We start from the raw sequence: 13,562 nt of genomic DNA on the forward strand, positions 1-13,562 counted from the left end.
GACATCGCAGAAACCCTGACGGGGCGCCGGTTGTGTCGGCCGTCAATGGAACGCGGATGACCGAGCTTCCACGAAAAATCACCGACGACCCTTATGGGGCGGCTGCCCTTATTCGCCGCCTGATTACCGAACAGGGCCTCCAGCACTGGCGGCGCTATACGGTCGCTTTCGTCCTGATGGCGTTGTCCGCCGGCGCGACAGCCGCGTCCGCCTGGCTGCTTGGCGAAGTGATCAACCAGACCTACGTCAATCGCAGCATCAACGGCATCGTGATGCTGTCGCTGGCGATCATCGTTCTGTTCACGCTCAAGGGCGCAGCGACCTACGGTCATACGGTCATCCTGTCGAAGATCAGCAACGCCATCCTTGCCAGCAATCAGCGCCGGCTGTTCGCGAAACTGATGCGCGAGAATGTCGGGTTCTATTCCGAACGCCATTCCTCCGAGTTCCTCGCGCGGCTGACCGCGGGCGCGCAATCCGTGACCCAGGTTCTCAGTCTCCTGATCAACGCCGTCGGCCGCGATTTCCTGTCGCTGGTCGGGCTGGCCGCCGTGATGGTGATTCAGGACCCGTGGATGTCGCTGTCCGGGCTGCTGATTGCACCCCCTGCGTTGTTCGTCATCCGCAAGCTGGTGAAGAGGATCAAAGGCCTCGCACACAACCAGTTCACCGGCACGGCGGACATTCTCGAAACCATGCAGGAATCCCTGCAAGGCATCCGCACGGTCAAGGCCTTCACGCTTGAAGACACCATGCAGGCGCGGATCGACCGGAACATCGGGATGGTTGAAGCCAACGCCAACAAAATGGCGCGGGTCCAGAGCCGGTCCAGCCCGCTGATGGAAACCCTCGGCGGCTTCGCCATAGCCGGCGTCCTGATGTATGGCGGCTATCGCATCATCGCGACCGGCGCGACGCCGGGACAGTTCTTCTCGTTCATCACCGCGTTCCTGCTGGCCTATGAACCGGCCAAGCGGCTCGCCCGCCTCAACATCGAACTCAACAGCTATCTGATCGGCGCGCGCAAGCTGCTAGAAATCGTTGACAGCCCGGCGAGCGAACCGGACGACAGCGACAAGCCCGCATTGCAGTTGACCGAAGCCAAGGTCGAATTCCGCGACGTCACCTTTGCCTATCGCGGCAACGAGACCGTGCTCAACCGCATGAGTTTTGTCGCCGAGCCCGGCAAGATGACCGCGCTCGTCGGCCCGTCCGGCGGCGGAAAATCCACCGTGCTGGCGCTGCTGCTACGGCTGTACGAGGCGAAGTTCGGCGCCATCGTCATCGACGGGCAGATCATCTCCGACGTCTCGCGCCGCTCGCTGCGCCAGCAGACCGCCTATGTCGGACAGGACGTCTACCTGTTCCGCGACACCATTCGCGAGAACATCGCGTTCGGCAAAGCCGGGGCATCGGAGGACGAGATCGTCGCTGCCGCGAAGGCCGCCTGCGCCCACGATTTCATCATGAGCTTTCCGCGCGGCTACGACACGCCGGTCGGCGAACACGGCACGCAGCTTTCCGGCGGCCAGCGCCAGCGCATCGCCATCGCCCGCGCGCTGGTGAAGAACGCGCCGATCATCCTGCTCGATGAAGCCACGGCCGCGCTTGACTCCGAGTCCGAGAAGCAGGTGCAGGAAGCGATCGAGCATCTGTGCCAGAACCGCACCACCATTGTGATCGCGCATCGCCTGCACACCATCATGCACGCCGACCAGATCCTGGTGGTCGAGAACGGCACCATCGTCGAAACCGGGCGTCACGATGACTTGCTGCGGCGCGGCGGGCGCTATGCCTCGTTCTTCCGGTTGCAGCATCGTGAAGCCAACCCGCTGGCTCCCGTCGCCGCCAGCGCGTAAGATCGCCTCTCCCGCCTCGTTGCCCTCCCAGAACCGGAATTCCCATGAGCGCCAGCTTCGTCATTCCCGCACTCACGCAGCCGTCCATTCCCGTTGCCGGTGAATCGAAATCCTTCCCGGTGCGCCGCATCTGGTGCGTAGGCCGCAACTATCTCGAGCACATCCGCGAGATGGGCAACGACGAGCGCCAGCCGCCATTCTTTTTCGCCAAGCACGCCGACATGATCACCGGCGACGGCGCAACGATCCCCTATCCCTCGCTGACCAAGGATTTCCAGCACGAGGTCGAACTGGTCGTTGCGCTGAAGAGCGGCGGCGCCAACATCGATCCGGCCAAGGCGCTCGATCACGTTTACGGATACGGCGTCGGCATCGACCTGACCCGCCGTGATCTGCAGATGGCGTCGCGCAAGAAGGAGCAGCCCTGGGAGATCGGCAAATCGTTCGATTTCTCCGCGCCCTGCGGCGCGCTGCGTCCCGCCGCCGAGATCGGCCATCCCGTGAAGGGCAAGATCTGGCTCTCGGTCAACGGCACGGAGAAGCAGAAGGGCGATCTCTCCGAGATGATCTGGAACGTCGCCGAGATCATCGGCAAGCTGTCGCTTCAGGTCTCGCTCGCCGCGGGCGATATCATCCTGACCGGCACTCCCGCCGGCGTCGCTGCGCTGTCGCCCGGCGACAAGATCGAATGCGGCATCGACGGCATCGGCACGCTGAAGGTCGCGATCGGCTGACGCAAACTTCTGAAACTGTCATGGCCGGGCTTGACCCGGCCATCCACGTTTTTCATTGCATCTAGGAAGGTGGATCACCGAGTCAAGCCCGGTGATGACGATCGAGGATGTGGCAACGTCGCCGTCACGCCTCCAACTGTTTCTCCACCGCAGCCGCGATGGCGAGCAGCTTGCGGTCGCCGCCGTGACGGCCGACCAGCATCAAGCCGACCGGCAGCGCGTTGCCGAGCCGGATCGGCAGCGAGATCGCGCAGGTATCGAAGAAATTCCAGATCGCGGTGTTCATCAGCGCCTGAACGTTGCGCTTGTTGAAGCTTTCCGGCGTCGACACCTCGTCCATGGTCGGCGCGACGATCTGCACCGTGGGCATCACCAGCACATCGACCTTGTCGAACACGGCGTCCATCTGCGCGATGCCGCGCTCGCGGTCGCGCAAGGCAAGGATGTAATCCGCCGCGCTGATCTTCTCCGAGCGCAGCAGGCGCGCCCGCACATTCGGATCGACGCCCTCGCCCGCCTCCGCCAGCAGGGTGCGGTGAATGGCATACGCCTCCGGCGGGGCGACACCGCCGCGTTCGTTGGCGGTGTGCATGATGGAGAGTGCATCGAGGGTGATGTCGCTGCCCTTCCAGTGCGAGCCGAGCCTGGCCAGCGCCAGCGGATAGGCCTTGCCGACGACGTCATCGAGGCCCTCGATGGGATAACCCTGCACCAGACCGACGCGCACATCGCCGAGCGCAGGCGGCGACAGCGGCGATGGCGTCTCGCCGGCCAGAATGGCGTCGGCATTGGCGCAATCGGCAACGCTGCGCGCGATCGGCCCGATCGAATCCAGCGTGAACGACAGCGGAAATGCGCCGGTGCGCGGCACGCGCTTCACCGTGGGCTTGAAGCCGGTGACGCCGCAGAACGCCGCCGGGATACGGGTCGAGCCGCCGGTGTCGGTGCCGATGGCGATCTCGCCGACGCCGTCGCCCACCGCGACCGCGGCGCCGGAGGACGAACCACCCGGCACCCGCTTGCGGTCCGCAGGATTGCCCGGCGTGCCGTAATGCGGATTGGCGCCGAGGCCCGAATAGGCGAACTCGGTCATGTTGGTTTTGGCGGCGATCACGGCCCCCGCCTCGCGCAGCCGCGTGACGATGGCGGCATCCGCCGTGGCCGGCTTGCTGCGCGCCGGCAGCACCTTCGATCCGGCGCGGGTGACCTCGCCCTTGATGTCGAACAGATCCTTGATGGTGATGACCGCGCCGTCGAGCGGGCCGCGCGAACCGCCGGACTTGATGCGTGCGTCGGCAGCATCGGCCGCCTTGCGGGCCTCGTCGGCATAGACGGTGAGGCAGGAGCGCGCGCCTTCCCCGGCGGGATCGGCGATTTTCACGAGGGCTTGTTCGAGGCGGTCACGGGATGAGGCTGTCATTTGAGGCTGTCTTGGCTCTTTTTGATTTGCAGGTACGGAGCCGGGAGAATGTATTTTCCGCAGGCAGAAGGCAATGCTTCTAAAATTTAGCATTCGCCCGGCACATCGCGCGAAACCTCGGGCAGCCACGCGCCATCGCCCCTGTTGTTATGACGGCGCGGGGGCGCCCGAAGCTCTCTTTCGTTCCTCCCTCAAGTTGAGGGCGCGCGGAACGCCGGATGCGCGAGCGCATCCGCAGCCCCGTGTGCAAAAGTGAGAAAGCACACGAGCGTAGTCACCACGGTCACGCCGTTTGCATCCGGCGTTCCGCACGCGGTGGGGCTCCGGCCTGCTTCGTGCTCTCCCCGGTGGACGATGCTACGTCACCGCATCCCTGCTGAGGGTTTCCGCCTCCGGTTGGAAGCGGCTCTCTGCCGGACTGACGCCAGCTTCGGGCGTCGGGACCACACGACTTGGGCCGGCGCGCACAGCGTGGTTCGTCTGCCGTCGCTTGCATCGCTCACACGCCTCCGGATGTTGCGCACGCCCTTTCGGGTGCGTGCGCGCGATCCAGGCTTGCGCCCTGCGACCCTCGCTCCTGCCTGACGCTGCCGCGCCACCGCATCCCGCCCCGCGTATCGTGACGATCGCGAAACGCCCCTCATGACGGGGCGGGACATGGCGAACATAAGTGAGGTTCAGAACGCGGGGATTTGTATCCCCATCACGAAATGTTTCGAGAGTCCGCCGTCATTCCGGGGCGCGCGTCTTCGTGCGAGCCCGGAATCCACGGCCACTCAGGTGATTTTCGCAGTCATGGATTCCGGGCCTGCGCCAAGGGGCGCATCCCGGAATGACGATGGGAAATTGCCATGCTTCATCCGGGCTACGCTGGCTTTGTGGTTCGCCTCCACAGCCAGCCGCTCACTACGACGGCGGCAAGCATGCCGACAAGCTGAGCGGCGATGAAGGCCAGCACGCCTGCGGGTGCGATTCCGGCGAATGTATCCGACAGCGAACGCGCGATCGTTACCGCCGGATTGGCGAAGGATGTGGACGCCGTAAACCAGTATGCCGAGGTGATATAGAGCCCGACCGCGTAAGGCACCGCCGAGGGCGCGCGCGCCACACACCCCAGAATCGTCAACAGCAATCCAAAGGTGGCGATGCCCTCGGCGAACAATTGCCCGCCGCCTGAACGCACCGTGGTCGAGAACTGCCAGAGCGGCAGTTCAAACATCAGGTGCGCGGCCCACACGCCCGCGATCCCGCCGGTCACCTGCATTGCGATGTAAAGCGCGGCGATGGGCCATGACAATTCACCGCGCATCGCGAAGGCGGCCGAAACCGCCGGATTGAAATGCGCGCCCGAAATCGGACCGAAGATCAGGATCAGGACGACAAGGATTGCGCCAGTGGGCAAGGTGTTGCACAGGAGCGCGACGGCGCCGTTTCCGCCCGCGAGCTTCTCCGCCATGATTCCAGAACCGACGACCGCCGCCAGCAGGAATGCCGTGCCGAGCCATTCCACAAAGGCGCGTTGTGCGAGTGAAGGCATCAGGTCCGTTCGGGCGCTTTCGTTGCGCCTTCCATCTCGCCGATGTCCTTCAGTTTGTTGCGGAGAGCCAGTTCGTCGAGAGAGCGAATTGGAAGAGCGATGAAAATTGCGATGCGCTGATTGAGCAGCCGGTAGGCCTCCCTGAAGGCCATCGCGATCTCGGCGGGCGTGCCCGTCGCTTCCGCCGGATCGGGTATGCCCCAATGCGCCGTCATCGGCTGCCCCGGCCAGACAGGGCACGATTCCGCCGCTGCGCTATCGCAGACGGTGAAGACGAAATCGAACAAGGGCGCGCTGGGACGCGCAAACTCAGCCCATGACTTCGACCGAAAGCCAGACGTATCGTAACCGAGACTTTCCAGCAGCTTGATGGTCTCCGGATGAATCTGACCCTTGGGCTGGCTTCCGGCGCTGTAGGCGCGGAACTTGCCCGCGCCGATCTTGTTGAGGATCGCCTCGCCGATCACCGAGCGCGCGGAATTTCCGGTGCAAAGGAAGAGGACGTTGTAAATCTCGCCAGACATCATGACCTCTAGCAGCAGGCCGAGGCCGCAGCAGGCTTCATCTCCGGCGCACAACACGCCGATTTCTTCTCGTGTGCGATACGCGCTTCGTTTTCGCCGGTTCCGTCGCCGTAATTGGTGCTCTCCCCCTTCGTGAGGAAAGTCTCCCACGAGATTCCGGCCGGATCACCGATCCACGACTTTTCCGACTTTGCATAACAGCAGGCGGTGTCGCCCTGCTCGACGACCTCGCCACCGGCGGCACGAAGCCGCGCGTAAACCTCCTGCAACTCCTGCGCGTCTTCCACCTGAATGCCGAGATGGTCCAGGCCGGCCTCCCTGCCTCGCGATGAAATCGCGAAGTTGACGCGCGGATCGTCCAGCATCCATTTCGCATAGTCGGATTTCACGATCGAAGGCTGCGCAGCGAACAATGCGGAATAGAAGCCGATCGATTGACTGAGATCGTTGACGGCGACGTGAACGTGCAAACGCTTCATGGAATCTCTCCTTCGTTTACGCAGAAACCTTGGTGCGCCTGCGCACAGGCTTGCACACCACAGCGGGCGCACAATCGACCGCTCCGCCGCAGCAGTTTTCGGTGAGGTATCCGATCAGACCGTTCATGGTGTCGAACTGGGCCGCGTAAATCATCGAGCGGCCGTCGCGCCGAGCGCTGACAAGGCCCGCCTCGCGCAGCCGGTCGAGATGGAACGTGAGCGCATTCGGAGAGAGGCCGAGATCCGCGGCAATCTCGCCCGCGGGCATTCCATCGGGACCCGCCTGCACCAGCAGGCGATAGGCATCCAGCCTGTTTTCCTGCGAAAGGGCGGCCAGCGCCGCGAGGATATCCGGCTTGTTCATATTTCAATGATTATTGAAATATTTTCGCCGGCGCAAGAAATATTTCAATAATTGTTGAAATATCTCGGCGTGGGGTTTGCCCCCAAGATGCCGCCGCATATCGCGGTCGCATATTTCGCGATAAAGTTCCCCCCACCTTGGGGAATTGCGATGATCCGTTTGTCGATCCGGCGAAAAATCATGGGCATTGCCGTGACGCTCATCGTCCTGATGGCGGTCACGGCGATCCTGTCCATGGTGTCGGTGATGCAGGTCTCCGCCCGCCTCGAAGAACTGACGACCAGCTACATTCCGGCCTACGGCAATCTGGCGCGCGCCAACATCCGCTCCGTCGAGCGGGCGCTGGAATTGCGCCGCATGGTGATCGAACGGATTCGCTCGCCATTCGGCAGCGACCGCCTGACTGCGATCCGCAGCGTCTTTGAGACCAAAGGCGCTGAAGTCGAGCAGGAAGTGCAGGCCGCACGCGCGCTGATCAACGGCCTGATCCAGAAAGGCGTCACATTCTCCGACCCGACAGCGTTGGCCCGGCTCGACACCCGCTTAGAGACTGCACTCGACGTCTCCCGCCGCCATCTCAACAGCGAGATCGAGCGCATGCTGCCGCTGCTGCAGACCGGAGACACCAAGGCCATCGATGACGGACTGGCGCGGGTCGATGCCCTGCGCAATGAACTCAACGAAAGCCTCGATTCGATCCGTGCGGAGATGTTCGCGGTATTGCGGACGGAGGCCGACCGGACCCGGCAGAAGCAGTCGCAGGTCACCATCATCGCCGCGGTGCTGACCGCGCTCGCGGCCACCATGGGGCTGGTGTTCTCCATGCTGGTCAGCGCCGGCATGACGCGGCCGGTCCGGAAACTGCTGGAAGGCGCACGCGCGGTCGAAGCCGGACATCTTGAGGAAAAGATCGTCGTCACCACGCAGGACGAAATCGGCCAGCTCACCACCGCGTTCAACAGCATGGTCGAACAGCTCCGTCTCAAGGAGCGTATCCGCGAAACCTTCGGCAAGTATATCGACCCGCGCGTGGTCGAGGGACTGATCGACCGGCCTGCGCTGGCGTCCGAAGGGCAGCGCCGCGTCATGACCGTGCTGTTCTGCGATGTGAAGGGATTTTCCAGCACCAGCCGGGGGACGACGCCGCAGGGGCTGGTCAAGGTGATGAATCGCTATCTCTCGGCGATGTCCGCGCCGGTGCGCGCGCATGAGGGCATCATCGACAAGTATATCGGCGACGCCATCATGGCCTACTGGGGCCCTCCCTTCACCGCCGATGCGGATCAGGCGCGGCTCGCCAGCATTGCCGCCCTCGACATGCTGGAGCTTGTCCCGCAACTGCGCAATGAGCTTCCCGAACTGCTCGGGGTGCGCAATCTCCCCGCGCCGTTCGACATCCGCATCGGCATCGCCACCGGCGAGGTGCTGGTCGGCAGCATCGGCTCCGAACTGATGATGAGCTACACCGTGATGGGCGACACGGTGAACCTCGCCTCTCGCCTCGAAGGCGCGAACAAGGCCTATGGCAGCCGCATCCTTGTTTCGGAGGCGACGGTTGCCAGCGCCGCCGGCGAGATCGAGACGCGCGAGATCGACCGGATCGTGACGCTGGGCCAGACCCAGCCGCAGACGGTGTTCGAGATCATGGGCCGCAAGGGCACGCTGACGGCATCGCAGACCGCGCTTCGCGATCACTATTCCGACGGCCTCGCCGCCTATCGCGCCCGGCGCTGGGACGATGCGCGCGGCGCCTTTGCCGCGGCGCTCAAAGCTGTCCCCGATGACGGGCCGTCGCTGACATTCATCCAGCGTCTCGACGGCTTTGCGTCAGACCCGCCCGGCGATGACTGGGACGGTGTGTGGCGGCTCGAACAGAAGTAAGGTCTTCACCGCAACAGGAGCAGCACCATGCCCTCCTCCGAGATCGACGCCATCCGCGCGCTGCTGACGGCGAAGGCCCGGCCGGTCGGCTGGGCGCAGCGCCGCGAGCGGCTGGACGAGATCGGCTCGGTCTGGCCGGTGGCCGATGACATCGTTCTGACAAGCGTCGATCTCGGCGGCGTGCCCGGTGAATGGTCGCTGGCGCCCGACAGCGATGCCTCGCGCGTGCTGATGTTCTTCCACGGCGGCGGCTACTGCTCAGGCTCGCTCACAAGCCATCGTCGCATGGTCACCGAAGCGGGACGCGCGGCGAAAATCCGCACGCTGGCGGTCGGCTATCGTCTTGCGCCGGAGCATCCGTTTCCCGCAGCGCTGGACGACGCCATGACCGCGTGGCGCTACTTGCGCAAGCAGGCCTATCTGCCGTCGCAGATCGCCATCGGCGGCGACAGCGCGGGCGGCAATCTCACCGCCGTGCTGATCAACGAATTGCGCAAACAGCGCGAGCATCCGTCCTGCGCGTGGCTGGCCTCGCCCTGGACCGACCTCACCATGTCGGGCAACTCGCTGGCGACAAGGGACGCGGTCGATCCGATCATTCACAAGGGCTATCTCGGCGAACTCGCCGATGCTTTCGTGCCTGCGGGAATGGCGCGCAACGATCCGCGCATCTCGCCCCTGTTTGCGGATCTGCGCGGGTTTCCGCCTGTTCTGGTTCAGGTCGGCTCGCACGAGACGCTGCTCGATGACGCCACGCGCTTCGCGGCAGCGCTGGGCGCGGCGGATGTGGACGTGACGCTGGAAGTATGGCCGGAGATGATTCACGCCTGGCCGCTGTGGAACGCGCATCTCGAGCCGGGCCGCCGCGCGCTGGAACACGTGGGCGCGTTCATCCGCCGTCACATGTGAGCAAGCTTACTTCTGCAGCACCGTGTTGACCGCGCCCTTCTCGACCATGTCGATCACCAGCAGCTTCACCGGCACCTTGCCATTGTTGGCGCCGAAGTGCCACTGATCGACCGCCTCGAGAATGAAGTCGCCGGTCTTGAAGGTCTGCGTCTTGCCGGTGTCGAGATTGGTGACCTCGATGGTCCCCGCCTGCACATAGGCGTAGCGCGGAAAGGGATGCTTGTGTTTGGGCAGCACCGCGCCCGGCGGAATCTCGTAGGTCGAAACGATGACCTGCGCATCCTTTTGCGGCAGCACGATCGGCTGCCCGCTCGACGTCGTGGTGGCTGACATCACCGGCCTGACCACCACCTTGGTGGTTGCAGGCTGGGTGTCGGCATAGAGCGGCGATGCGGCCAGCATCAGGCCGAGCGCGAACGGAAGAGACTTCATCGCATCAAACTCCATCGTCATTCCGGGGCGCGCGTCTTCGCGCGAGCCCGGAATCCAGTGATGTTCTAGAGGAAAATGGATTCCGGGTCTGCGCCAAGCGGGCGCATCCCGGAATGACGTGTGGAGAGATCAACAAGCCACATGCCGGAATGACGGCAGAAAGCTCGCTTACTCATACACCATCACGCCGTCATCGACCTTGCCGAGACGCAGCGAGACGATGTCGAGCGCGTAGTTCTGATAGAGCTTCCACGGCCGCTTCGAGCCCTGCTTCGGCATTTTCGCCACCGCGCGCTGCACATAGCCCGAGGTGAAATCGAGCCAGTTCTCGCGCTGCACCTCGGGATCGGTGTTGCGCGGCGTGCACTGCCTGTAGCCGTGCCTGTCCATGTAGTTGATCAGGCGGCAGACATACTCGCAGGTGAGATCGCATTTCAGCGTCCACGAGGCATTGGTGTAGCCGAACGATGAGGCCAGGTTCGGCACGTCGGAATACATCATGCCCTTGTAGTTCAGGGTCTGCGCGAAATCGACCGCGCGTCCATCGACGCTGACCTGCATGCCCCCGAGCACCTGCAGGTTAAGCCCCGTCGCCGTGACGATCAGATCGGCCTCCAGTTCGCTTCCATCAGCGAGGCGGATGCCCTTCGGCGTGAAGGTGTCGATGGTGCTGGTCACCACCGAGGACCGCCCTTCCTTGATCGACTTGAACAGGTCGCCGTCGGGCACCAGGCACAGCCGCTGCTGCCAGGGATTGTAGCGCGGCGTGAAATGGGTGCCGATGTCGTAATCCGGCCCGAGCGCATGGCGCACGCCGCCAAGGATCAACTGCTTGGCGCGCTCCGGCTTGCGGCGGCAGAGCTGGAAGAAATACATCCCGAACAGTACATTGCGCCAGCGGATCGCGTGATAGGCGAGCCTGGCCGGCAGCTTTTCGCGCAGCTTGTTGGCGAGCGCATCTTCCGCGGGCCGCGCGACCACATACGTCGGCGAGCGTTGCAGCATGGTGACATGGGCCGCGGTCTTGGCCATTTCCGGCACCAAGGTCACCGCCGTTGCGCCGGAGCCGATCACCACCACGCGCTTGCCGGCGTAATCGATGTCGCTGGTCCACTTCTGCGGGTGCACGATGCGGCCCTTGAATGTATCTGCGCCGGGAAACTCCGGCGCATAGCCGCCCTCGTAGGAGTAGTAGCCGCTGCACATGAACAGGAAGCCGCAGGTGAACTGCACGCGTTCCTTGTCCGGCCCCCGCTCCGCTTCCACCGTCCAGCGCGAGTCCTTCGACGACCACGACGCGCTTTTGACCTGGTGATTGAAACGGATTTTCTGCTCGATGCCGTTCTCGCGCGCGGTCTCGCGGACATAATCCAGAATATGCGGGCCGTCGGCGATGGCCTTCGGCTGGGTCCACGGCTTGAACGAATAGCCCAGCGTGTACATGTCGCTGTCGGAGCGGATGCCGGGATAGCGAAACAGATCCCAGGTGCCGCCGATGCTCTCGCGGCCTTCGAGGATCGCGTAGTTCTTGCCGGGGCAGTTCTTCTGCAGGTGATAGCCCGCGCCGATGCCGGACAGGCCCGCGCCGACGATCAGCACATCGAAGTGGTTGCTTTCGTTTGAAACTTTGTTGGCGACCGCAGCTTCAGCCGGCATGAAAAATCTCCCTGCCGGAATTTGTCTGCCGCAGAACAATATTGCAACCGGAGAGTGAGGCGTTCAGCGCGCGGAAAACTACCAGTGAACGGTCTGGCTCGGCACGATGAACGAGGCATGGATCGCTGGCGCGGGCTCGTTGAGATATCGCACGCCGGACGCGATCAGAACGACGACCGCGATCACGGCCGCGAACTCGATCAGCCGCTGGTCGAACCAGCCGTCGCCGGGCTTCTGCATTGTTGCCACTCCTCTTGATGGAAGCTGACAGATCAATGCCGCACATGTGGCGGTGGTTCCGGCTGCGCGACGGATCAATGCTGTGCGCCGCAGCAGAAAAGCAAAAAGCCCCATCATTTCTGACGGGGCTTGGTGACGTCCGTTTCATTACATCCGTGAAACGAGCGAAAAGCTGGCTGCTGCAACCAGTACATCCGTGGATGCAGCGCCTGGCTCTTTTTCTTGTTCGGGCTTGCGCGACAACCGGTGTCCGGCTGCCGCGATCGGCCTTACAGAATCTGCAGGTTTTCTGCGCTGGTCTTGCCGCGCATCTTGTCAACCTTGGCTTCGTACGAAACCTTCTGTCCTTCGGCGAGGCCGGTCAGTCCAGCGCGCTCGACAGCGCTGATGTGAACGAACACATCGGTGCCGCCATCGTTCGGCTGAATGAAACCAAAGCCCTTTTGGCCGTTGAACCACTTCACAGTACCAGTCGTCATAACAAACAATCCTTAGAGGCGCGTACATGCGCAGTCCCGCACGACGTCGCGCGGAGCAAATCCAATCTAGCGATGTCTTAGGGTAAGGAGCCGAAGGGGACCGAAAAGGTCCAAAGGGCGCTTTAACAAAAGCTGTGCCGCAGGTCGAATGCGAGGCTTGTAGCAGTTGCCGGCCTTAAAGCAACAACTCAATTGTGTTCGCGCGGCGGCGCAGGCGTTTAAGCGAGCAATGCCAGAGGCTTGGGTGCTGAAAATAATCCGCAAGTACTGCGGCATTTCCAGCTTAACGTGGGGAATGAGCTTTAAAGCTCTTCCAGAAGATTCACTTCAACCAAGCAGCGAGGCATCCATGTCGGCCTATCGCTGCACCGCGCCCGCAGGCTTTCTCGACGCCGCGACGAAAGCCGCCATCGCGAAAGAGATCACGCGCGTCCATAACGCGGTGCGCATCCATAACGCGGTGGTGCGATCTCTCCACGTCGTCCCCGCCAACGTGGCCGGCTTCGCCGGCCCGATGACAGGCTCCAGCTGGGACCCATTGATCGCTGACGTAGCGATGTCGCGTCATCCTGAGGTGTGAGCCGCGCGTAGCGCGCGAGCCTCGAAGGATGCACGGTTGCCTGTTGCCGTCGTCCTTCGAGGCTCGCAAGTGCTCGCACCTCAGGACGACGCTGACATGGTGTTCGATACTATGGGTGCCCGCCTGCACGGGGACGACATCGAACCTGAGTACGATTTTACAGATTCGCAATTAACTATCGCTGCAACGGTCGTATTTTTGTTTGGCCTTGAGGCCCTACATAGAGTTGATGCAGCGGTTCATTCAAATCGTTCAAATCATCTGGGCTGCGGTGCTCGTCATTTTGGGCGGCACCATCGGGGCAGTCGTCGGGTATGGCAATGGCGGCTGGATCGGAGCCGTTTGCCTAGGCGCAGCAGGCACTTTCGTCGGCGCGGTCATAGGCGAGGTCGAAGTAGCAAACGGATTGTCGTTCGTACTGCAAATGCTCAGAATTTTCTAAGCGGAAACGCCAATACAAAGTACCGA

Annotated in this window: 15 protein-coding genes; 6 read left to right on the forward strand and 9 right to left on the reverse strand. The window is 63.0% G+C overall.

The window, feature by feature from the left end; all coding sequences use genetic code 11:
* Positions 1 to 56: 56 nt before the first annotated feature.
* Both AC1RM7_RS07605 and AC1RM7_RS07610 read left to right on the forward strand, forming a co-directional pair.
* The gene (locus AC1RM7_RS07605; protein ID WP_024920770.1) at positions 57 to 1,859 is read left to right on the forward strand and encodes an ABC transporter ATP-binding protein; all 1,803 of its coding nucleotides are present in this window, start codon (positions 57 to 59) and stop codon (positions 1,857 to 1,859) included.
* A 44-nt stretch (positions 1,860 to 1,903) separates the two neighbouring features.
* Positions 1,904 to 2,593 carry a fumarylacetoacetate hydrolase family protein gene (locus tag AC1RM7_RS07610; protein ID WP_024920771.1) on the forward strand — a complete coding sequence of 230 codons (690 nt, stop codon included), beginning with the start codon at positions 1,904 to 1,906 and terminating at the stop codon, positions 2,591 to 2,593.
* Positions 2,594 to 2,717: 124 nt separating this feature from the next.
* On the opposite strand, the gene AC1RM7_RS07615 is transcribed toward AC1RM7_RS07610, so the two are convergent.
* From AC1RM7_RS07615 to AC1RM7_RS07635, 5 genes are all read right to left on the reverse strand, one after another.
* Positions 2,718 to 4,013 (reverse strand): amidase, encoded by a 1,296-nt coding sequence (locus AC1RM7_RS07615; RefSeq protein ID WP_024920772.1) that lies wholly within the window; start codon positions 4,011 to 4,013, stop codon positions 2,718 to 2,720.
* A gap of 865 nt (positions 4,014 to 4,878) precedes the next feature.
* The gene (locus AC1RM7_RS07620; RefSeq protein ID WP_024920773.1) at positions 4,879 to 5,550 is read right to left on the reverse strand and encodes an aquaporin; all 672 of its coding nucleotides are present in this window, start codon (positions 5,548 to 5,550) and stop codon (positions 4,879 to 4,881) included.
* The gene (locus AC1RM7_RS07625; RefSeq protein WP_024920774.1) at positions 5,550 to 6,074 is read right to left on the reverse strand and encodes an arsenate reductase ArsC; all 525 of its coding nucleotides are present in this window, start codon (positions 6,072 to 6,074) and stop codon (positions 5,550 to 5,552) included. Before AC1RM7_RS07625 ends, AC1RM7_RS07620 begins: the two co-directional genes overlap by 1 nt.
* Before the next feature lie 8 nt (positions 6,075 to 6,082).
* Positions 6,083 to 6,553, reverse strand: coding sequence for an ArsI/CadI family heavy metal resistance metalloenzyme (locus AC1RM7_RS07630; protein ID WP_024920775.1), 471 nt, complete (start codon positions 6,551 to 6,553; stop codon positions 6,083 to 6,085).
* 16 nt (positions 6,554 to 6,569) lie between these two features.
* A complete protein-coding gene (locus tag AC1RM7_RS07635; RefSeq protein WP_024920776.1) occupies positions 6,570 to 6,917 on the reverse strand; it encodes an ArsR/SmtB family transcription factor in 348 nt (115 codons plus the stop codon).
* Between the two features lie 150 nt (positions 6,918 to 7,067).
* Between AC1RM7_RS07635 and AC1RM7_RS07640 the strand changes: the two genes are divergently transcribed.
* The gene (locus AC1RM7_RS07640) at positions 7,068 to 8,798 is read left to right on the forward strand and encodes an adenylate/guanylate cyclase domain-containing protein (RefSeq protein ID WP_024920777.1); all 1,731 of its coding nucleotides are present in this window, start codon (positions 7,068 to 7,070) and stop codon (positions 8,796 to 8,798) included.
* Positions 8,799 to 8,825: 27 nt separating this feature from the next.
* The gene (locus AC1RM7_RS07645; RefSeq protein WP_024920778.1) at positions 8,826 to 9,707 is read left to right on the forward strand and encodes an alpha/beta hydrolase; all 882 of its coding nucleotides are present in this window, start codon (positions 8,826 to 8,828) and stop codon (positions 9,705 to 9,707) included.
* A gap of 6 nt (positions 9,708 to 9,713) precedes the next feature.
* Here AC1RM7_RS07645 and AC1RM7_RS07650 read toward each other — a convergent pair whose 3' ends face one another.
* The 4 genes from AC1RM7_RS07650 to AC1RM7_RS07665 form a co-directional block, all read right to left on the reverse strand.
* Entirely contained in the window at positions 9,714 to 10,139 is a 426-nt protein-coding gene (locus AC1RM7_RS07650; RefSeq protein WP_024920779.1) for a cupin domain-containing protein, read from the reverse strand.
* A 168-nt stretch (positions 10,140 to 10,307) separates the two neighbouring features.
* Complete coding sequence (locus tag AC1RM7_RS07655; RefSeq protein ID WP_024920780.1) at positions 10,308 to 11,795, reverse strand: flavin-containing monooxygenase; 1,488 nt, start codon at positions 11,793 to 11,795, stop codon at positions 10,308 to 10,310.
* Between the two features lie 78 nt (positions 11,796 to 11,873).
* Complete coding sequence (locus AC1RM7_RS07660) at positions 11,874 to 12,035, reverse strand: hypothetical protein (protein ID WP_160166463.1); 162 nt, start codon at positions 12,033 to 12,035, stop codon at positions 11,874 to 11,876.
* A 269-nt stretch (positions 12,036 to 12,304) separates the two neighbouring features.
* Complete coding sequence (locus AC1RM7_RS07665; RefSeq protein ID WP_006021548.1) at positions 12,305 to 12,514, reverse strand: cold-shock protein; 210 nt, start codon at positions 12,512 to 12,514, stop codon at positions 12,305 to 12,307.
* Between the two features lie 244 nt (positions 12,515 to 12,758).
* Here AC1RM7_RS07665 and AC1RM7_RS07670 point away from each other — a divergent pair, with 244 nt between their 5' ends.
* Positions 12,759 to 13,094, forward strand: a complete 336-nt coding sequence (locus tag AC1RM7_RS07670; RefSeq protein ID WP_152544169.1) for an ATP-dependent 6-phosphofructokinase — start codon at positions 12,759 to 12,761, stop codon at positions 13,092 to 13,094.
* A gap of 229 nt (positions 13,095 to 13,323) precedes the next feature.
* Complete coding sequence (locus AC1RM7_RS07675) at positions 13,324 to 13,536, forward strand: hypothetical protein (RefSeq protein ID WP_152544170.1); 213 nt, start codon at positions 13,324 to 13,326, stop codon at positions 13,534 to 13,536.
* Positions 13,537 to 13,562 lie beyond the last annotated feature (26 nt).

Source organism: Afipia sp. GW822-FHT03D08, assembly GCF_058801645.1.